We start from the raw sequence: 20,088 nt of genomic DNA, 5'->3' as shown, positions 1-20,088 counted from the left end.
TGCTAGCGGTCATCAGATTGACTTGCCCGCCACATCGGTGAGCGAGACACTCGCGTACCGAAGCAGGATCTCATCCTCGGCCTCCGTCTCGGCTGCGGTCTGAGAGTGGATATCGACGCCGCGCCGGACGTCGTCCTCAATTTGTTGCCACTTGTGCCTTGCCGCCGAACAGCTGATCCAGTGCGACCTTGCCTCAGACGCCGCTGTCTCGGTCTGTTCCTGAGCGATGCAGGCATTATCAAGCGTCTTGCGCCTCGAGGCGACCTCAGCCTCAAGGCGCTCTATGTGGAGATGGCCTTGGTCGAGCGTCTGGATGGACAAGGCATCAAGCGATGCAAACCGTTGGTAAAGCTCCATTTCCGCCCTTGCGCAGTGTTGTTGTGCGATTGCAAGCTCGCGGGAAGCATGCTGTGCGGCCTCGGCCGCTAGGTGGGCCTTAGCTTCCTTTTTGGACAGCTCACGAAGGGCGCTACGCTCTCGCATATCCTTCAAAAGCCGCAAGCTCGTAGCGTGGAGACAATTCATGCGGTCAGCTGCAACATCCATGCGAAGGTTTCCTCAAAGTCGCTCGCCTCGTCTTCTCCCTGACGCAAAAATTCCTGCAGGTCGCCGATCGAGTCGATAGCCCTGTCAGTAAGCGGATCGTTGCCTTGCTTGTATTCGCCGACCTTGACCAAAAACTCGGACTCGGCATAGCGCGAGAGGAGATCACGGAACGTCGATGCCGCCTTGCGATGTGCCATAGACACGACCGCATCCATTACGCGGCTGCGACTTTGCAGCACATCGATCGCGGGGAAATGGGATCGCGCAGCGATCGTGCGTGAGAGGACGACATGGCCATCGAGAATGCCGCGCGATTCTTCTGCGATGGGATCCCCCACGCCGTCACCTTCGACAAGCACTGTATAGAAGGCCGTAATTGAGCCACGCTCGCCCATGCCCGCGCGCTCCAGCAGGCCTGGCAGCATGGCAAACACGGAAGGCGGAAAGCCTCGCCGGGTCGGCGGCTCGCCCGCAGCAAGTCCGATTTCGCGCATGGCCCGGCAAAAGCGCGTCAAGGAATCCATCATCAGAACGACGCGTTGTCCTTGTTCGCGAAAATGTTCGGCAAGTGCGCTTGCCATGTGAGCACATTGCGCCCGCTCCATTGCCGAGCGGTCGGATGTTTCGACCACAACGATCGTACGACGAAGAGCCGCTTCCCCAAGGTGTCGCTCAACGAATTCGCGCACTTCCCGCCCGCGCTCGCCAATGAGGGCAACTATGTTAACGTCGGCGGCCGCGCCCTTTATGATCTGCGATAGTAACGTTGACTTGCCGCAACCAGGCTCTCCATAGATCCCGATCCGCTGGCCTTCGCCGCATGTCAGGAGACCATCCAAGGCGCGGATGCCAAGTGGGAATGGTCGCTCGATCATGCGCCTTGTCATGGGGTTGGGCGCCTTGCCCCGAAGCGGGCGCGTTTGGCCGGCTTTGAGAGCGCCTTTGCCGTCGAGGGGACGGCCAAAGCTGTCGATCACGCGGCCAAGCAAATCGGGGCCGACTGGCACTTCATGCATTCGACCGCTAGCAACCACTTCTGCGCGACTGGACAGGCCCACCATGTCACCGATCGGGGTGAGCAGCACGCCATTTTGAAGGAAACCGATCACCTCGGCTTCGAGAGAGCGTCCGGTGCGCGGATCCTGCAACAGACAAAGTTCCCCAATTCGAGCATCCGGCAACACGGCATGGAGCACCGTACCGACGGCCCTAGTTAGGCGTCCGCGCACGACACGCGTGTCGATATGCTTTGCGGTCGATCTCAGAGACGAGAGCGCCGCATCCATTGTCCTGTCTACAGCCGGACTGCCGCGTTGTGGTAGCAGTTCGGTCATAGCTCGCCTTGTTCAGCATGCAATCCAAAGCCGAGGCGCAGCGCCCGCAATTGCGCATCAAGTCCAAGATCGACATTGCCATAGTCGCTCCACAGCACGCATTGCTGCGGCGACAGCGCCGGATCCGGATCAACTCGAACTTTCGGCCGGCCTTCCCGTCCATCGTACGCAGCGAACTCGCCTGCGACGGCATCGGCTTGCGTGGGACACACCTTAAGGCGGACTTCCGCGCCGCCTTTCCGTTCGATCGCGTGGCGAACGGCGCTCACCAACAGCTCACCGGGGTCAAAAGCGCCCAGCAGGTCGCTTACGATCTGCATGACGAGTTGTGGCAATTGCTGCTCCAGGGCTGCCTTTTGGCGTGCCGCTTCAGAGACGGACTGCGCAATTAGCCGTGCCATTTCCTCAGCGCCACGATTCATCCCCTCACTACGTCCGCGCTCCCGTTCCCGCTGATAAGCTATGCGGGCCCAGCGGCGAACCCGCAGCAGATACCGTTCCGCCGCCGCGCGCGCCTCAAAGGCATTGTGCCAGATTTCGAGCTCACTGGCCGGGACCAGCGGCCCGACGGGGCGCATCCGCGGAGCGACCGGCGCTACGATATCGTCGAGCGTCATATCGCCGGGACCTCCGTCCTCAGATACGACAGCACAAGCGAAAACAATTGGTCTGCGGCATCGCGGTGTTCGGTCGCAGGATTCTCGGCCGCGGTCCCGACGGGCAAGCGTAGGAACACCCGGTGGCGGTCGAGCAAAGAATGCTCATCGAGCCAAACCCCAAGACAGGCTAATCCATCGTGTTCAATCCGTTGGGCGAGTTTTTCCGGATCCGCGATCAAGCTGGTTGAGATCGCCTGCGCCTGGTGTCGGATGCCAAACGTATGCGCTTCAGCGCCGATACGTTCGATCAGAACGGCAAGTTCAGACTTGGAAACCAGCTTCAGCAGCGAACGGGCATGCCAGATACTACCGGCAAACACAGCAGCTTGGCGCGGATCATGCCCATGCAGAAGGTCCGGCCCCCAGCCGCTTCCATTCAGGTCCATTCCATCGTCGAGGAGTAATTTTGCCAGTCTTGGCTGCAGTCTTTGGTTGTTCTGCAACCGCACCAACGTCGCAGCCGACAAAGCCGGGTCAAGGCGTGCAGCAAGGCGGGTCGGATGAGTTGAAGCGGCAAGCTCGCCCAGGACCGTAAAAGGCAATTTGAAGGAGTCATCGTGTTTGAAGGTTTGCATCCGTATTTGCACTGGGAATACCTCCTATGCGGCATCGCCGATGGTCTTTTTACGAGCGGCCCCGATTGCTGAAACACCCGAGCGCCCCTCGATCCTGGTTCGTTGCGATTGCTGCCTCCGCCCATAGACAAGAGAACTGGCCAAGTAGGACAGCACCGCGAATACTGCCACGGCGAGACCCACAATGACCGCCAGAAGTGGCACCGGAATTGATTTAGCTGCTTGGGTCAAGGCAGGCCGTTGCTCAACTGCCGGCCGTTCCGCCGGCACGAATACGACCTCTACCTTGTCGTAGGATAAGCCTTGGATGCTGTTTGCAACGAGCATCTTTATCTGCGGCAGCAGAGCCGAGACATTTATGTTGGCATCGTGCCGGACGAATACCGAGGCCGAGGATGGTGTGGCGCGCTCCCGCAACAGGTCGTTGTCAGGCAAAACAACATGGACACGTGCTGAGAAAACGCCGTCGATTTCGCTAATGGTATGCGACAATTCTTCGTTTAACGCATAGACGTAACGCGCGCGCTCCTCGGTCGGCGAGGCAATCAGGCCCGATCCTTGGAATATTTCGCCGAGATTCTTGAAAACCTGACGCGGCAGCCCCTGCGCATTCAACAGGTTGATTGAGAAGGCAACCTGCTCATTTTCGACCTGGATCGTGCTGGTCCCATCCTTGGCGGCGACGCGGACCGCATCCACGCCGTTGTCAAGCAAAAGCGCGAGCATCTCATTGGCATCGCGTTCCTGCAATTTTGTGTAGAGGTCGTCCTTGCAACCGCTCAGAACCAAGAGCAGCGGCAAAACATAATGACACGATCGCCGACCAGCCGGGCGGCGATCAATGCCTTCGCCGTGCGGTGACGCGATCATGCGCCTCGTTCATCCTTGTTTTATTAGCGTATTCACGGATGACGTAGCGCCGCTGATACTCTTGGTGACAAGGGAAACCTCAGTGACGGCGCTGTATACTTCCCGCAGACCGGCAATCATCGCTTCGTAATTCTCCCTTCCTGGCGGAGCGCCTGACATGCGCATTCCCGACCCTGCTTGGGAAGGAGACTGCTCCACCGGCCCGAGTAGGACGTCCTTCACAAGGGGTACCTCTTGGTCGGGCGTGGCAGGTGCCACGGCGTTGTCCCTATACAGCGATGAAAGGGTCTGGAGCACGCGGTCGCCCAATGGGCTCGTCTCGCTTGTCGCGCGCGGAACCTCCAGGACTGGAGCAACAGGCCCCGCCCCCGCCCCCGCCGTCGCCGACGGGCCATCGTTTTTAATCGAGGCGACCGCCTCTACAAGTGCGCACTCAAACTGGGCCTGCTCGCCGCATGCTGACGTTGGCCCTACCCTAGACAGGTTGTCGGCAAAATTGGCAGAGATGGACGTAACACCAGTTGTCATGCAAAGACTCAGTTGTTCTGTTTGAAGTGTGTGATGAGTTGATCGCTCATCACCCGCTATCGAGCTTCTCTCCTAGGGAGGCGAACTGACGACAAGCTGACGAACTGGCCACGAAGCGTCATTTAAAGGCCACGTTCGGCGTCCAGGTCAGCACGAATTTCAGCTTTCGATTGGGGACAAGATGCCGGGAAAGTTAATCCAGTCTACCATTCTCCACATTGGGATGAGAGTTCTCTTTCTCGGGGTTCTTCTCTCCACCGGCATTTATGCGACGCTGGCGGCCCCTCTGTCGCTGCCGTCGACGCCTTATAGGTATACAGTTCTGGATCAGGACCTGTCTGCCGCTTTGCGAGAATTCGGCAACAACCTCAATGTCGACGTCGACGTCAGCTCCGAGGTAAAGGGGCGCATCCGCGGGCGTATGCCGAGTATGTCGCCGCGCGCGTTTCTGGACCGCTTGACCGACCTCTACGATCTCCAATGGTATTATGATGGGCTTGTGCTCCACGTATCTGCTGCGAAAGAAGCGCAGACTCGTATGCTGGTTTTGACTTCGGTCCGCTTCGAGGTGTTCAAGGCGGCCCTTGATGAGCTTGGAATTTCCGACGAGCGCTACGTAGTGAGACCGGCACCGGGAAAGGGCCTGGTCATGGTTTCCGGCCCACCCCGCTTCATTGTGCTTGTGGAGCAGACGTACAACGGTCTCGTAGCCGAGGCACAGGCGCGACCTCACGACACCGGGACGCCTCCAAAGGAGACGGAACTGATGTTGTTTCGTGGCTCCTCGACCGTGGTCGTTCGCGATGGGCGACCGGAAGGTCCGTTCTCTTCCGAAGTGCCGCATCAGGACAGCGTCGTCCGTGAGCCTGCACAGAGCCAGAGATGACAATTGAGGATACACCGCAGCTTCCCGCATGAAGCAACACGGCGGCCATACGCTAGCAATCGCGCGTCCTTCCGCACTCGTCAGCTGTTCGACAGCTGAAGCTTGTAATCGGTGTTGTCGCTGACGAGGAACTAAGAATCGGCAGCATTGATAGCCACGCGTTAGTCATGCGGCCGGCGTTCGTCGGGAACGACAGTGGCACCAGGTGACGCAATTGTGGCGGCTTTTGATCTCAACTGTGAGGATGCACGATGTCGCTTAACCTTTTGGCAGCAAATAGCTCCACCCCCGCCCCCTCCCCACAGGCCTGCTCGGGCCCGGAACCTTCTCCACAAATTGTCGCCCAGACCGGGCAAGGCGCGTTTCTGCCCTTCCAGGCGATGCTGTCCAGTTGCTCGCCGCAGGAAAACGCTCCCGATTCCTTCGCGCAACTGGGCCTGCCGCCAGCGAATTTGAAGTCGGCCATGGACGAATTCCAGCAGCACCCGCTGGACGAACTGTCGCCAGATGTGAAGTCATCGCTGCAAGCCTTGCGACAGCACCCGCTCGAGCTCATGCCACCCGCTCTGAGGGAGGCATTGAAATCAATGGATCAAGCCCTCCCTGCAGTCGCTTCGCCTCCCATCGCGCCACCTCCCATCGCGCCGGCGCCGATAGCGGGCACGCGGATCACGTGGTGTGGCGGCAAGCTGACTGAGCCAGAGCTGCAGATTGTAGCGGTGCTGAACCGCCATAAGGACAAATGCCCGCTCAGTTGGGATTCGCTGAGCGAGCTAGCCAATGATCCGTCCACGCCGCCGGATCTTAAGGCTGCAATCGAAAGCTTGCAGCAGGACCCGGAGCTCTTTTATGCCATCGGCTCGCAGGGTGATGGCCGCTGCGGCGGCAAGATCAAGGCAAAGGATTTGTCCGGGTTCTCAGACCTTCACCCACAAGTCGCCGCCTTCCAGGACCAGCAGGCACGAAGCTACGAGCAGAACTACATCCCATCCGACGGATCTGGAAATGGTCAGCCGACGGTCATGACCTTGAACGATGCAGTGCGCGAGCTTTACCGGTACTCCGACAACCTACCCGAGAACCTGAGCTTGGCTGATTTCCGGCAGATCGTTGACGGCACAGCAAAAACCGGCAAATGCCCGCCCCAAGTCACTGCGGCCGCCCAATACTTCCTCACCCACCCGGATTCCTGGAAGCAGTTATACGGTGGCTCGATCGATAAGGTCCACAAATACGACTTCCTGCAAGTCGCTTCATCGTCGATGAGCCTCACGCAACCCGAGCTGAACACGCTCGATATGATTAACCGCAATCAGCAAGCCTTTTTTGGTAGCGGTGTCCTGACCCGGGACAAACTGGCGAAGATGGCGGACGACAAGAGTCTCAGTCCAAAGGTACGACAAGCGGCGTCGCAGCTGCTGTCAGATCCCTTATTGTTCGGTTTGCTGAACAATTCAATTACGGGCTATAAGACCCATCATCGGTTCTTCGATTTTGGCGGCGGACATACTGTCGATTCCGGCAACATCAGCAACCGGGACTTCGCCAAATTTTATGACGATATGACCGTTGCGAACCGCACGGTTCAGCAGGCGAAGGCCCATGTTCCCAAGACCGCGGCAGATCAGGACGCGGTCGCGGATATGAAGATGGGTGTGGCGGACCAGCCCGATACCAAGTCTGCCAAGAAGAATGGCGGGGCTTTTATGCACACCATCGACGGCGTGCTCAAAGTGGGTTCCAAAGTTTTTGATTGGGCCGCGACGGCTGTGGGCCTCCTCAGCTTCGTTCCGGGCCTGGGTCAAATCGCCGATGCCGTTTCAATGGCGCTCGAGGGGGCGTCGCAAGCAGGGAAACTCATTCATACCGCTATTAGTGGAGGCAACATTAAGAAGGCATTGGCCGAAGCAGGGCTCGATATCGCTGCTCAGGCTGTAGGCCTTGTCGCTGGCCCCGAGGTCAAACTCGCGATTCGCAACGGGCTCGCGAAGGCGGCGCTGGAAGAGGCCTTTACGGCCGGCGTCAACCTACCGGTCGAAGCCGCCAAATCCTACGCGGAGAATTATCTAACCGATCTGAAGGCAAGCCTTGAGGCTGGCCCCATGCAAGCGGCAGGCGTTCCCGACTTTGTAGGTATGGCGACGCTGGCTCAACGCGTGGCCTGACAAATCAATCCGCGTCTCCTTCGGCGCGGATTGGCCTATCCTGCCAATCAGCGGCTGTACAAACTTTGTCGCTTGATTGGTGGGCTAGGTGGCGACAGGGTGAACCCTTGGACGTGACAGATCGTGCATTGCATCGTCGGCGCGCCATCCAAAAACGATTTTCGTGAATCCTTCTGACAACAGTTCCGCGGGTCGATCGCCGACGCGGAGCGTAGCTCTACTCGATCCGGTGCCTGAGAGTAGCCTGGCAGGAAGGCGAAGTCTGTCCGACTGCGATAGCGCCCCCCAATGAATGCGCGGCTGTCTTTAGACTGATCTTCCGACGACCATTGCCATTTGCAGGCGTGGATTGACGAGGAGGAGTTGTCGAACAACGCGCGAACTCCTCGAGCGTCAGAGCCGGAGCACCATAGTTATCCCGATCACCTTCTGCACGTGGTACAGGCGGATCGAAAATGTGACACAGGACAGGAGGTATTTCACGGCGGCGGCGTGAGAAGTCGATCAGTAATTCCAACGAATGCTTCATCCCAGGGCAAACCAGGCAACATTCTGACGACGCTCCGAAGGGCTTTTGGGGAGAGGTTCCTCAAGTCTGATCGCCTAAATTTAATCGCCGCCCGGCATAGCCCGTTGCGTAATGCCTCCATCGATACCGTTGGCACCCAGCGACCATTCCTGCCCTTGCGCAACCGCCGTCATGCGTTGCCTGGCGGCGTATGTGCCATGGCCCCAATTGCTGTTACTTTCCCTGTTCTGCGCTGCTGGTCTTGCCCGTCTCGAAGGTCCTGTATTTGGCAACCGGGATAGCCGCGCGATCACCGAGACTTGGCCTGACAGCGTTGTTGTCGATCAAGTCGCGCGGATCGTTGACCATGACCGCCAAATTGCGGCGAGTCGAGCAGCCAAGCGTCCGGTCGAAGGAACTGTCATTGGCTAAAGGACCGGAAAATGGCGGACAGTCAGGAGGGAGGCTGTCGTAGACAATCGCCTCTATTCGCGCTGCAGAACGGTGGTGCTGTTCAAAGAGGCGGATGTTGTAGCCGTCAACTCCCATCTCCATCACCTGACTGGCGATCTGTGCGCCGAGCCAGGGCGGGCCGCTGATAAAAAGATGGACGGCATCGCTCCGGCCACGGCTGGCACTCGCAATGAAATTACGCAAACGCTGCCGTTCGACAGCGCGAAGGCTCTGCAAGAACAAGACCTTGTTCTCCTGCCGGACAATGATTTCGGTCGATGACTCAACCGGCGAGGAGCTTGTGCAGCCACTCACGCTTGCGCTCAGAGCGACCAGGAGGCTTGTGATCCGCATCATCATGGGCGTTACTATTCGATGATGAAGCCATCCAGGGCGCCTGAGCCGCCGGTAGCGTGGTCTTGCGGCGGATTTTCCGATGAATTCATCGGAGTGGCCTCCACGTCGGAAGCTGAGCCGAGGCGATCGGTGGGTGCGCTCATCTGCTTGGGATTTGATCCAGGCCTCACGATGTAAGGTGTGACTATGATAACCAGTTCCGTCTCCTCCTTTTGAAATGATGACGAACGGAACAGCGCGCCGAGGATCGGCAAGTCGCCCAGCCAAGGGAAGGCGCGAATATCAGTATTGACGCTACGCCTGATCAGCCCACCGATTGCAAAGCTTTGACCGCTGCCGAGCTCAACGGCGGTCTCGGCACGCCGGGTGGAGATGGCAGGCACGGAAATACCGTTGATTTGGACGGCACCTTGTGTCGACAGCTCACTGGCTTCCGACTTCACGCGAATATTGATCTGCTCGTTGTTGAGAACGGTTGGCACGAACTCCAGGCCGACGCCGAAGTGACGGAATTCAACCGAGACTTGCCCACTCCCCTGCACGACCGGAATGGGAAATTCACCGCCGGCCAGGAAGTTGGCGGATTCACCGGACATCGCGGTGAGATTCGGCTCAGCTAAGACAGAAGCGACATGCTCCTTTGCAAGCGCGTCGAGAACCGCGCCAAGGCTGACATTGCCATCATTGTACGCGACGCCGGCCGTACCGCCGCCGCTCGCCGCACCAGAACCGGCACCTTTGCCGCTGGCCAAACCCACTGTCAGATTGCCGATCTTGCCGAAAGCGGACAGGTTGATACCGAGTTCCTTCATGGCGCTACGGGAGACTTCAGCTACGCGCACACTCAGATTGACCTGCAACGACCCAGCGACTTGAATCTCATTGACGACCTGCGCACCGTCACCGAGAAATTGCTCAGTGACTTTCGTTGCGGTGTCGACGACTTGGGCATTGGGCGCTGTCCCGCTAAGGATCGCGCCGCGCGGCGTATAGCTGACGTGGATTGGATAGTCGCCGACCCGAGTCCTCAACATGGCGCGCAGATCCTCGATGGGTTCAGTGACAACAATATGCAATTGCGCGAGAGCCTCCCCGTTGGCGTCCAAAGCGAATAGGCTGGTCCGCCCGGATTTCTTGCCAAAGACGAAGACAGTCTTATTCGAGGGTGCCTGAAAATCTGCGATCGTCGGATCGGCAATAAAGATGCTGGCGGCTGGTGCGGACAAATGAATTGTCTTGCCAAGCGAAGAGGAAAGATTCAGCGTGCCGTTGATGCTATTGGCAGTGGCACGCGGTGCGCCTTCGTACCGCTTGTTTTGGGCCGTAGCAGAAAATGGGAAAAACAGAATGAGCGCGCAAAGAAGATAGGCCGAGCAAGGAGAAACCATAGTTCTCAAACCGCCAATGACGGTCGACCGACGATTGGTGGCAGGATGGCCAATAGGAACGACTTTCAAGACAATCTTCGCTTTCAAATGCGACCAGCTTAGGCAGATGGTGCGTCAGTCAATTCAAGGATGTAGCCAATGCCACGCGCTGTGTTGATTCGCAGCGTTGCCCCTGACTGACTCAGATTTTTGCGCAAACGATAGATGCCGACTTCGAGCGCGTTGGCCGAAACTTCATCGTCGAACGCATAGAGGCTATCTTCTAGCTGCGCGCGGGGAACAGTGCGGCCTGCGCGGTTGAGTAGATGCTCGAGAATACACAGTTCGCGGCGTGCTATCTTTACTGCCTGGCCCTCAACGAAAACTTGTCGGCCGATCGGATCGAATTGCAGGTTGCCAAATGCAAGGGTGGGGTCGGCAATTTGTGTTGAACGCCGCAGAATGGCTCGCATTCTGGCGATGAGCTCTTCGGTGCAGAAGGGCTTACGCAGGAAATCGTCCGCACCACCGTTGAAAATCGCGATCCGTTTTTCGAGATCGTCGACACTGCTCATGATGAGGGCAGGAACCGAATGCCCGTTGCTCCTTAACTGTGCCAGCCAGGGCAAGCTATCACCGTCCGGCATGACCAACTCCAACAGGAGAATGTGATAGCTCGCGCAACAAAATGCAGTGGATGCCTCGTCCAGGGTACGAGCCACGTCAACGGCGAAACCGCAATCCTCGAGCGCCCCCTGTATCGTGCGTGTAAGGTGGGCATGATGGTCAATGAGCAGCGTTCGCATTTCATCACCAATCAAGCACGTCAAAACATGGGTCCCGAATAGTGCGCGGTTTGTCGTGGCCGTCGGATAGAGGGTAGTCAACGCCCTCTTGTCCGAAGATCTGGTCTCTCCTTGCGCCGTAAATGACCTCACCGGACGGGATGGACTCGTGGCCGCCGCGACCGTCGATCCAGTCAACGCCCTGAGGCTGCTCGATCAGATCGTCGCTCTCACTGCTGAAGAAGGTATCGGGTCCGGTCATACCGCGAAGAGCGTTTGCCATCGGACATACTCCTGATGATGGCCCCCATGGTACTTTTTACACTTTACTTTGGATTCTTGAAAATCGATTGCTTGGATAATGTTCATCCACGTTACGGATGGATCACATTTCGCCCTTCCACTTTGCACTTTGTGTGATCTCATGAATTCCATGTAGCTATAACTTCGAATTTTGAGGCTAACCGGGGCAGACGCGACCTGTGAAGCACTGGATCAAAATAAGCCTGCCGCCAGTCCCCTTTCAATCGGCGGGTCCTGCCGGGTTCGCGGATTGACACGCATTTGTAACCGGCCATATTGACGGCCCAATTCTCGATCGGGGGTTCAGGTCCTGAAGGCCGCAGAATCTGCAACCGAGCAGTAGCTTCATGAGGTGGTCGTGGCCACGAGCCGGTTGAGTTTCTCAGCGCAAGAGTCACCCGAACGCGAACTCGGCCTACCTGAACGCGCTGCGCGCCTTCGAGGCCAGACAGAGACGATATTGTTGTTCGAGGTGTGGCGCCAAAGGTGGACGCTTCGGATTGGCAGCGCCGACGCAGTCGGTGATCGGCGGCGCTGATATGGCTGCAAGGGGCGCGCGCTGCCTTGCTCGCGCCGTAGGGCATTGGCATCCCCGCGATGGACGGCGCGGCTCGCCATATTGACGGTGCGTCGCCCGCCGTTGTCTTGAAGTGCTGGATAGCTTCCTTCCGAGATCGGCGGCGGCAAAAAAGCTGAAACTCCTTGTGCCAAGCCGATTTCCAGCGGCGCCAGCGCGCCAGCAGCGCTTCGGCGCTTAGCCTATGCGACCGTACTAAGCGATGGGACGGGCTCGTTCCGCGGTAAATTTTCGACGATTACCGCGCCGATATCGCCGGATTCCGCCATAACGAGAACAGTCTAGGTCGCCAATCAGCTTGCCCATCCTTGTCTCACTTACGTCAACAGATCGACCTGGGGTCCCCAAGTGTCGGAGAGCACAAAGCCGACAGGGAATGGTTCGTCGTGCGCAATCCGCAACTCCGAACGCCCGAAGACATAACCACGACCTGTGACGCGCGGCAGCACGGCCTTGCGGCCGCCGATTTCCGCTTCGCCTATCGCCTCGGCCGTGAACTCGCCGCCGATGATGGACCGAGAGATGCGGGCATCGCCGACTTTCACCAGGCCGCGTGCAAAAAGCGCCGCGAGGTTGGCGGAACTTCCGGTACCGCATGGCGAGCGGTCCACCCGGCCCGGCGGCAGCGTCGTGCAGGTACGCACCGCGCCATCGGGCTCGTGATCGCGGAACATGACGTAGGCAATCTCGTCGACACCCGAGAGCGTGGGATGGCTCACCGTCACCTGCTCCGCGAGCAGGCGCTTGAGCTCGATACCTGCTTCGGCGAGCCCGCGCGCGTTGGATGGCTTGATGGAAAGCCCGATCTGGCCCACGTCAACCAGAGCATAGTAGACGCCGCCGAACGCGACATCGACCTTGATCTTGCCCCATTGCGGCGTGTCGATTGCGTGGTCAAGCAGCTCCGCGAAGCTCGGCACGTTGTCGAGGCTGACGGACAGGCAGCGTCCGTTATCGCAGCGCGCCCGCGCCACGATGAGGCCAGCAGGCGTGTCCAGCCGCACGACCGTCTCGGGCTCGTGCATGGCGACGCATCCGCTTTCGAGAATCGCCGTGACGACGCAAATGCAGTTGCTGCCAGACATGGGATGAGCCTTGTCTGCCTGCAACACGATGAAGCCGGCATCCGCATCGGCTCGGGTCGGCGCGACCAGTAGGTTCACCGACATGGCCACATTCGCGCGCGGTTCTCTGGTGACGATGCGACGCAGGCTGTCATCCACGGCGTTGATGTGGTTCATCTTGTCGAGCATGGTACTGCCCGGGATTTGCGGCGCGCCGCCGGTCAGCACATGACCGACCTCGCCCTGGCAATGGACGAGCAAAAGGTCGAGGGATTTTTCGAAGCGCATGTGCCGGCTCCTACCAGGCCCAGGGGTCGTCGGTGACGTATTTCGTGATGAGCTGAGTGCTGCCGCCCTTCACGGGCTGAACCCATTTGCATCGATATAGAGTTGGCTTCGCATGGTCCGTCCCTTCCTGTCGAGCATCGCGGCGCTTTCTAGAAGCGGTCGACGCGATAGGGATTCATATCGATGGGCGGCTTGGCGCCTGTCACGAGATCGGCCATCAGCCGGCCGGTGGTCGCCGCATACGTCAGTCCCAAATGCCCGTGCCCGGTTGCATAGAAAACATTGTGATGCTTCGCGGAAGGTCCCATGACTGGTACCGTGTCGGGCAAAGCAGGGCGGTGCCCCATCCATTCGCTGGCCTCGTCGACCGTCAGGTCCGGCAAGGCTTCCTTCGCCCGCTTCACCAGCACCTTGGCACGGCGATAGTCTGGCGGAGCTTCGAGGCCCGCCATTTCCACCGTGCCGCCGACGCGTATGCCACCGGCCGTAGGCGTCACCATGAAGGCTCGGGCTGGCCAGATGATCGAGTGGCGCATCGAAATGCCAGGGGCCATGATCTGCGTGGAATAGCCGCGCTCGGTCTCGAGGGGAATCGGTTCGCCCAGCTTGGTGGAGAAGCCGGCAGTATAGGCCCCGGCGGCAAGCACGACGCGATCGGCCTCGAGGCGTCGTCCGTCCTTGAGCCGCAGCGCGGAAATCCCTGTCTCACTTTGCTCGAAGGCCACCACATCGCCTCGCACGATCGTGCCGCCGAGCGCCTGGAACGCCTCGAGCAGCGCTACGACGAGCTTGTACGGATCCGATATCGAACGGTTGTCGGGGAAAAGGACTGCCTTGCCGATCTTGCTCGCAAGTGCCGGTTCCAGTTCGCGGATTGCATAGCCATGGAGCACCTGGTGGCGCAAACCGAAGCGCTCGAGGATCTTAATATGCTCGCGGTCGGCGCGAAATTCCGCCTCGTCGGCATAAAGGCTAAGGCAACCCTCGGCACTCAGCATGTGCTGCAGCCCGGTCTCGCTCAGAAGCGCTGCCAGGTCTTCGTGTACGCGCCCGCAGAGCGCGGCACCGGCGGCTTCCAGTTCGCGCAGCTTCGACGGCCAGCTGGCTGCGAGAAAGCGCAGGAACCACGGTACCAGCCTCGGCATGTAGGCGGGGCGGATTCGCATCGGGCCTTCCCGATCGAGCAGCCATTTCGGCATTTGCGCCCAGACGCTGGGTCGCGATGCCGGCATGAACTCGGTCACCGCGATGCTCGCCATGTTGCCGAAGGATGCACCCCTGCCCGGCTGATTTCGATCAATCAGAACGACGGTCTCGCCGCGTCGCTGCAACGTGTAGGCTATCGTGGTGCCGATTATGCCGGCGCCAACGACCACGGTCTTTGAGTTCGGTTGTTGCGATCGAGCCATGCTAGATCAACCCAGGACGGGAGCCATGGCCTTCGCGAAGGCCACCTTTTCTTCCTCGTTCAATGGCAGCAGCGGTCCGCGACCATTACCGACCGGGGTTCCGGCCAACTCACAACCATACTTCACCTTTTGCACGAACTTGCCGCTCTCCAGGCTCGACATGGCTCCGTAGATCACCTGCATCTTGTCGCGAGCACCGATCCAGTCACCGGACTCGATCGTCTTCACGAGGTCCACACAGGCCTTGGCCATGCAATTCGCGGGGCCGCAAATCCAGGAAGTTGCGCCCCAGAGATAGAAGTCCAGCGTCTGGTCGTCCGAACCGTTGGTGACCTGGTAGCGGTCGCCAAAGCGCGAGCGGATGTCGATGGCGCGCAGCAAGTTGCCGCTGGACTCCTTGATGCCGATGATGCGCGGCTCGTCGACGAATGCGTCCAGCACCTCAAGCCCTACTTCGACGCCCACCTTGGGCGGATAATTGTAGACTACGATTTCAACGTCTACGGCATCCAGCACCGCGCGATAGTGCGAGATGAGCTCGTTCGGCGCCGGCGTTGCATAGTATGGCGCCGAAAGCAGCACGGTGCCGTAGCCAAGCGCGCGCGCACGTATGGTGTGCTCGATTACTTCCCAGGTTGACCCAGCATTCGTTCCGGCAATCAGAAGTTCGTCCTTGTTGGCGAACTCGGCCACGAACTTCAGGACTGAAGCACGCTCGTCCGCCGTCATTGCGTTGTATTCGCCTGTCGATCCACAGGGCACCCAACCCGATACTCCGTCGGCGCGCAGCTTGGTCAGAAGCTTCTCGAACGCCTTGAAATCGATCTTTCCTGCGGCATCAAATGGCGTCACCAGGGCCGGCATCACACCTTTTAGCTTCATAATCTTCTCCTTTGTCTTTGTGGATCGCGCGGTTCAGACCGCTAGTTTCTGGAGGATGCGCCTCTCGATCACAGTCACCGCCCTGGTCAGTGGGAACGCGATGACGAAGTAGATCAGAGCGACGACCGTCAGGACCTCGACCGGACGCGCCGTGTTGTTGGAAATGTTCGAGCCGATGAACATCAGGTCGGCCATGCCAACCGCCGACACGAGTGCGCTTTCCTTGAAGAGGCTCACGCAATTCGACAGCAAGGTGGGGATGGCGCGCAGCAAGGCCTGGGGAAGCACGACACTCGTGATCTGCGTCCACCGTGGCAAGCCGAGTGCCACGCAAGCATCGTACTGCTCCCGTCCGATCGATTTAAGGGACGCCCGGAATGTCTCGCTGGTGATTGCCCCCATATAGAGCGTGAGAGCGATGACCCCGGACGCGAAATTCGAGAGTTCGATGCCGAGCAGCAACGGCAGGCAGAAGAAAATCCAGAAAAGCTGAATCAGGACCGGAGTGCCTCGGAAGAACTCGACATAGACACTCGACAAATTGCGAAGCACAAGATTTGTGGATGTCCTCGCCAGCCCGACCGCAAATCCGATTGAGCAGCCCAGGACGACGCAGATCAAAGTGAGTTCCAGCGTGGTGGAGAGGCCTTGCAGGAGGGCATCGCGGAACCGAAGGACGACAGTGAAATCGAGAGAGTCCATGGCCATCTCCTATCCGGCAACCGCCAAGCGGCGACGCTCGAGATAGTCGACGAGCTGGGTCACCGGGAACGAGACGGCGAAATAAATCAGCGCCGCCACTGAGAAGGTCTCGATTGGACGATATGTTTGGGTCGCGAGAGATTTTGCCTGATACATCAGGTCCTGGACGGCCACGATCGCCACTAGCGCGCTCTGCTGGAAGATCACTATGCCGTTGGTCAGCAAAACGGGGATCGAGGCCCGAAAGGCAGTCGGCAGGACGATGTAGAGGATGCGCTGAACAGGGTTCAGCCCAAGCGCGATGCCAGCGTCGAGCTGCTCGCGCGGAACGGCCTGGATGGAAGCACGGTAGGCTTCCGCGTTGAACGCGGCGAGGTTGAACCCCAAAGCCAATATGCCCATGGTGATGGAGCCCAGAAACACGTTGAACAGCATTGGCACGCAGTAAAAGAACCAGATGATCTGGACGAGCGCAGGCGTGCAGCGGAAAAACTCCACGAAAAGGGTCACGGGCAGCCGCATCAAACGCCAGGGGCTCATCAAGAGCAACGCGAGCACAAAGCCTAGGGTGAGGCCGATCGCATTCGCGGCTACCGTAAGCTGGAGAGTCACCGCGAGACCGTCGAAAAGTGGACCAAGATTGCGCGTGACGGACTGGAAATCGAAACTGTAATTCATCGCGCTGCCTCACTGCCGAATGTGGAAGACGCGGTCGATGAAGTCCCGGGTTCTCTCCTCTTTGGGCGAGCCGAGCACCTGCTCGGGCGGACCGTCCTCGACGATTACGCCACCCGCACAGAACAACACCCGCGAGGCGATGTTTTTGGCAAACCACATGTCGTGCGTGACAATCATCATCGGCATGTCTTGCTTGGCGAGCTGAAGAATGACCTGCTCGACCTCGCCGACGAGTTCCGGATCAAGGGCCGAAGTCACCTCGTCGAAAAGCATCAGCTTGGGATCAAGCATGAGCGCGCGAGCAATGGCGACACGCTGCTTCTGGCCCCCCGACAGCTGGGAGGGATAGGCGGCCAGTTTTTCGCCAAGACCGAACCGGGAAAGCAGAGCGGCCGCTCTTTCGGATGCCTTGGCCTTCTTCTCGCCGCGGACCTTGCACGGGGCAAGGATCAGGTTCTGCATCACGTTCAGATGAGGGAACAGCGTGTAGTGCTGGAAGACCATTCCGATCGAGCGTCGCACCGCGATATCGATAACGGTGCGCGCCGGGGTCGCACCCGCCCGAATGTATGGCTTGCCGGCTAGAGTGACCGATCCGCCGTTGATGGTTTCCAAGCCCATCATGACCCTGAGCAGCGTGCTTTTGCCGCCGCCGCTGGGACCGATCACGACCAGCCTCTCGCCCGGTTTCATGGTTAGATCGATGCCCTTGAGAACTTTGAGGGCTCCATAGCTCTTTTGGAGCCCGCTCGCGCTGACAAGTGGAGCTGCCGGCTGATCGCGCATGGCGGACACCCTCATTCGTTTCGAGTTTCGTGAATAGCAATGAGGGCCGGACAATCCGTCGCAGCCCTCTTCGCGAAGCCTATTTCGCGCCCCTGAGCACTTCGTCGTTTGCTTTCTTGATCAGTTCGTCCACCTGGCCCGTCGCGACCCTCTCTTCGAGGAAGATGTTGACAACGTCCACATCGGAGAACGACAGGCTGTGCGGGAGGCCGAAGGCAACGCCTTGCTTCGCCAGCGCCGGCGTCGGATTCAGTGCGACAGCCCAATCCGGATTGGCCTGCGTGAACAGCGCGTTCGTATCTGAAGCGTCCACGAGGATGTCCGCACGGTGCGATTTCAACGCCAGGCGGGTCTCATCGTTTCCTGGAAGCCGTAGCACTTGAGCCTGCTTGATCGCCGCAGAGATAGCCTTGTCCTGCGCAGTACCGGACATGACTGCCAGCGTGATGCCGGGCTTGTCTATATCGGCGACCGACTTGGCGTCCGCAGCGATCTTGGAGTTGCTCTTATTGTAGACCAACGAGATCTGGTACTCCATCGCGGGAATGGAGAAGTTCACGGCCATGGCACGCGGCGGCGTGCGATTGAGCGCCAACGAGAGGTCCCACTTCCCCGCCTGAAGTCCGGCGACGATGTTGTCCCAGGTTGTGTCGACGAACTGGGGCTTGACCTTAAGGACGTCGGCGAATTCGCGGCAGAGTTCGGCAAAGAACCCCGAATACTCGCCAGTTGCCGGATCGCGCATGACGTAAGGAGGCGCCACGGCAGCTCCGCATCGCAGCACGCCCGCCTTTTGAACGCCCTCCCAATATCCCTCGGCTGATTGAGCACGGACCGTGGTCGAGATCGTCACGGCGATCGCAACCGCCGACAGCACCTTCAGGCTGGCGGCAAGAAATCTAGGCAGCATTGAATTCTCCTCTCTTCGAGCGCCCTCAGGCGCGTTCTCCGCGCAAGTCGGCTTCGGCCGATCATTTTTATGTCGGCATGGTGCCGACAAGATTTATATTGTCGGCACGCTGCCGACATGTCAACGGAAAAGTACAACGTGTCGACATGACCCCAGATTTGGGGCAATATGAATCGCGGCGCATGTCCGAGCCGGCGCACAAGGCGCGTGCTCTAATGCATAAGGAGGGCGAGATGGACGCGGGAACGGAGCCAAAACGGACTAAGGGGACGGGTTGGAAGAGCGTCTACGACACGCTTCGCGGGGAAATCCTATCGCTGGAGCTTCAACCGGGTACGCTGCTGGACGAGACGACGCTGTCGGAGCGGTTCGACATGTCCCGCTCACCCGTGCGCGAAGCGCTCATCCGGCTCGCGGGCGAAGAGCTTGTCGTGACGCTGCCAAACAGAAGCACCATTGTCGCCCCTATCGAGATCGCAAGCTTCCCGAAATACGTTGAGGCGCTCGACGTCGCGCAGCGGATGAACACTCGTCTCGCCGCTGAGCTTCGCACTGAAGGTGACCTCAAGAACATCGCTCGCCGCGAGCGCGAGTTCGAGGCAGCAGTCAAATCCGGCAATCATCTGGCCATGTCCGAAACCAACAAACAGTTTCACATGGCTATCGCGCATGCCGGCCGGAACCCCTACTTAGCCTCGTTCTACGAACGATTGCTCGATCAAGGTAGGCGTATGCTCCATTTGCATTTTGAGTTCCTGGAGCGAACCCACGATGGATATCTGCTTACCGATGAGCACCATCTCATGTTCACCGCGATCAAAGCGAAGGACGTGGAACAGGCAGACATTTTGGCGCACGCCCACACGCGCCAGTTCCAGGCCAACTTCATCAACTTCATGCTCGAGAACTATACGACCGATGTCACTCTTGGGCCTCCCTAATGGCGGCCAAATAGGGATGATTGCCCACAGCGTCGGTTTCATGGGAACGGGCCGCGGTGGGAAGATCATGCCGAAGGCATAGGCGGCCGCCTATGCCGCGCACCAGCGCCCGGTGCGGCGCGAGCCGCGAGCCCAGCGAAGCTGGTCGGTCACTCACAGGATGCCTGCGTCCAAGTGAACGGCCGGAATGAGGCGCGAAGCAGCCATTCATGGTTTAGCTGAGCGACTCTTGACAGTCTCGGATACGCTGCCTTGAGGGATCGGGGGTAGCGAACCCTCTGGCTCGATCACGCGCGCCATCTAAGAGACAGTGGCAAGGGACTGACAGGTCCTATTCGGGAACCGAACCTATCCACAGAAATATTTTGTTGGTATTTTTGTTGGAAGTAGCTGCGATTGAGCTTCCCCTAAGCATCTGAAAGCAAAATAGGATTTTCTTTACTTGGATTCCGCCTCTGGGCACCATCCCCTCTTCTCCCGACATTCCCTCTCGCCGAAGCTTCGACGCTCAAGTC

At 59.1% G+C, this 20,088-nt stretch carries 20 protein-coding genes; 3 read left to right on the top strand and 17 right to left on the bottom strand.

The features are described from left to right. Window positions 1-12: 12 nt before the first annotated feature. The 6 genes from RFM40_RS31835 to RFM40_RS31810 are packed head-to-tail and all read right to left on the bottom strand — an operon-like array spanning window position 13 to window position 4,512. Entirely contained in the window at window positions 13-546 is a 534-nt protein-coding gene (locus RFM40_RS31835; protein ID WP_320216876.1) for a hypothetical protein, read from the bottom strand. Beyond that, window positions 522-1,880 carry a type III secretion system ATPase SctN gene (gene sctN, locus RFM40_RS31830; protein WP_320223462.1) on the bottom strand — a complete coding sequence of 453 codons (1,359 nt, stop codon included), beginning with the start codon at window positions 1,878-1,880 and terminating at the stop codon, window positions 522-524. Before sctN ends, RFM40_RS31835 begins: the two co-directional genes overlap by 25 nt. Further along, window positions 1,877-2,497, bottom strand: coding sequence for a type III secretion system stator protein SctL (gene sctL / locus RFM40_RS31825; RefSeq protein ID WP_320251060.1), 621 nt, complete (start codon window positions 2,495-2,497; stop codon window positions 1,877-1,879). Before sctL ends, sctN begins: the two co-directional genes overlap by 4 nt. Beyond that, a complete protein-coding gene (locus tag RFM40_RS31820) occupies window positions 2,494-3,114 on the bottom strand; it encodes a nodulation protein NolU (protein WP_320223460.1) in 621 nt (206 codons plus the stop codon). Before RFM40_RS31820 ends, sctL begins: the two co-directional genes overlap by 4 nt. A gap of 24 nt (window positions 3,115-3,138) precedes the next feature. Further along, a complete protein-coding gene (sctJ, locus tag RFM40_RS31815; RefSeq protein ID WP_320216880.1) occupies window positions 3,139-3,984 on the bottom strand; it encodes a type III secretion system inner membrane ring lipoprotein SctJ in 846 nt (281 codons plus the stop codon). Between the two features lie 9 nt (window positions 3,985-3,993). After that, window positions 3,994-4,512 carry a nodulation protein NolB gene (locus RFM40_RS31810; protein WP_320251063.1) on the bottom strand — a complete coding sequence of 173 codons (519 nt, stop codon included), beginning with the start codon at window positions 4,510-4,512 and terminating at the stop codon, window positions 3,994-3,996. 181 nt (window positions 4,513-4,693) lie between these two features. Here RFM40_RS31810 and RFM40_RS31805 point away from each other — a divergent pair, with 181 nt between their 5' ends. Next, entirely contained in the window at window positions 4,694-5,398 is a 705-nt protein-coding gene (locus tag RFM40_RS31805) for a nodulation protein NolW (protein ID WP_320251065.1), read from the top strand. A 251-nt stretch (window positions 5,399-5,649) separates the two neighbouring features. Next, window positions 5,650-7,563, top strand: a complete 1,914-nt coding sequence (locus tag RFM40_RS31800) for an HrpF/NolX family T3SS translocon protein (protein WP_320251067.1) — start codon at window positions 5,650-5,652, stop codon at window positions 7,561-7,563. Between the two features lie 742 nt (window positions 7,564-8,305). Here RFM40_RS31800 and RFM40_RS31795 read toward each other — a convergent pair. From RFM40_RS31795 to RFM40_RS31745, 11 genes are all read right to left on the bottom strand, one after another. Continuing rightward, on the bottom strand, window positions 8,306-8,884 hold the full coding sequence (locus RFM40_RS31795) for a CpaD family pilus assembly lipoprotein (RefSeq protein WP_320223456.1): 579 nt from the start codon (window positions 8,882-8,884) through the stop codon (window positions 8,306-8,308). 8 nt (window positions 8,885-8,892) lie between these two features. Then, window positions 8,893-10,338, bottom strand: coding sequence for a type II and III secretion system protein family protein (locus RFM40_RS31790; RefSeq protein WP_430681819.1), 1,446 nt, complete (start codon window positions 10,336-10,338; stop codon window positions 8,893-8,895). Between the two features lie 29 nt (window positions 10,339-10,367). Further along, window positions 10,368-11,054, bottom strand: coding sequence for a response regulator transcription factor (locus RFM40_RS31785; RefSeq protein ID WP_320251069.1), 687 nt, complete (start codon window positions 11,052-11,054; stop codon window positions 10,368-10,370). Window positions 11,055-11,058: 4 nt separating this feature from the next. After that, entirely contained in the window at window positions 11,059-11,316 is a 258-nt protein-coding gene (locus RFM40_RS31780) for a hypothetical protein (protein WP_320216886.1), read from the bottom strand. A gap of 914 nt (window positions 11,317-12,230) precedes the next feature. After that, entirely contained in the window at window positions 12,231-13,265 is a 1,035-nt protein-coding gene (locus RFM40_RS31775) for a proline racemase family protein (protein WP_320251070.1), read from the bottom strand. 149 nt (window positions 13,266-13,414) lie between these two features. Beyond that, entirely contained in the window at window positions 13,415-14,674 is a 1,260-nt protein-coding gene (locus tag RFM40_RS31770; protein WP_320236363.1) for an NAD(P)/FAD-dependent oxidoreductase, read from the bottom strand. 6 nt (window positions 14,675-14,680) lie between these two features. After that, window positions 14,681-15,556 carry a dihydrodipicolinate synthase family protein gene (locus tag RFM40_RS31765; protein WP_320216889.1) on the bottom strand — a complete coding sequence of 292 codons (876 nt, stop codon included), beginning with the start codon at window positions 15,554-15,556 and terminating at the stop codon, window positions 14,681-14,683. 33 nt (window positions 15,557-15,589) lie between these two features. Next, window positions 15,590-16,258: an amino acid ABC transporter permease gene (locus RFM40_RS31760; protein ID WP_320236362.1), complete on the bottom strand. Its 669-nt coding sequence runs from the start codon at window positions 16,256-16,258 to the stop codon at window positions 15,590-15,592. 9 nt (window positions 16,259-16,267) lie between these two features. After that, on the bottom strand, window positions 16,268-16,936 hold the full coding sequence (locus RFM40_RS31755; protein ID WP_320236361.1) for an amino acid ABC transporter permease: 669 nt from the start codon (window positions 16,934-16,936) through the stop codon (window positions 16,268-16,270). A 9-nt stretch (window positions 16,937-16,945) separates the two neighbouring features. Next, window positions 16,946-17,722 (bottom strand): amino acid ABC transporter ATP-binding protein, encoded by a 777-nt coding sequence (locus RFM40_RS31750; protein WP_320216892.1) that lies wholly within the window; start codon window positions 17,720-17,722, stop codon window positions 16,946-16,948. A gap of 79 nt (window positions 17,723-17,801) precedes the next feature. Further along, the gene (locus RFM40_RS31745) at window positions 17,802-18,632 is read right to left on the bottom strand and encodes a substrate-binding periplasmic protein (protein WP_320216893.1); all 831 of its coding nucleotides are present in this window, start codon (window positions 18,630-18,632) and stop codon (window positions 17,802-17,804) included. 233 nt (window positions 18,633-18,865) lie between these two features. On the opposite strand from RFM40_RS31745, the gene RFM40_RS31740 reads away from it, so the two are divergent. Further along, a complete protein-coding gene (locus RFM40_RS31740) occupies window positions 18,866-19,573 on the top strand; it encodes a GntR family transcriptional regulator (RefSeq protein ID WP_320216894.1) in 708 nt (235 codons plus the stop codon). Window positions 19,574-20,088: the final 515 nt, after the last annotated feature.

Source organism: Mesorhizobium captivum, from assembly GCF_033977165.1.
Classification (GTDB): domain Bacteria; phylum Pseudomonadota; class Alphaproteobacteria; order Rhizobiales; family Rhizobiaceae; genus Mesorhizobium; species Mesorhizobium captivum.
The sequence above is the reverse complement of the archived record's forward strand: the minus strand, read 5'-3'. Positions and strand labels throughout refer to the sequence as shown.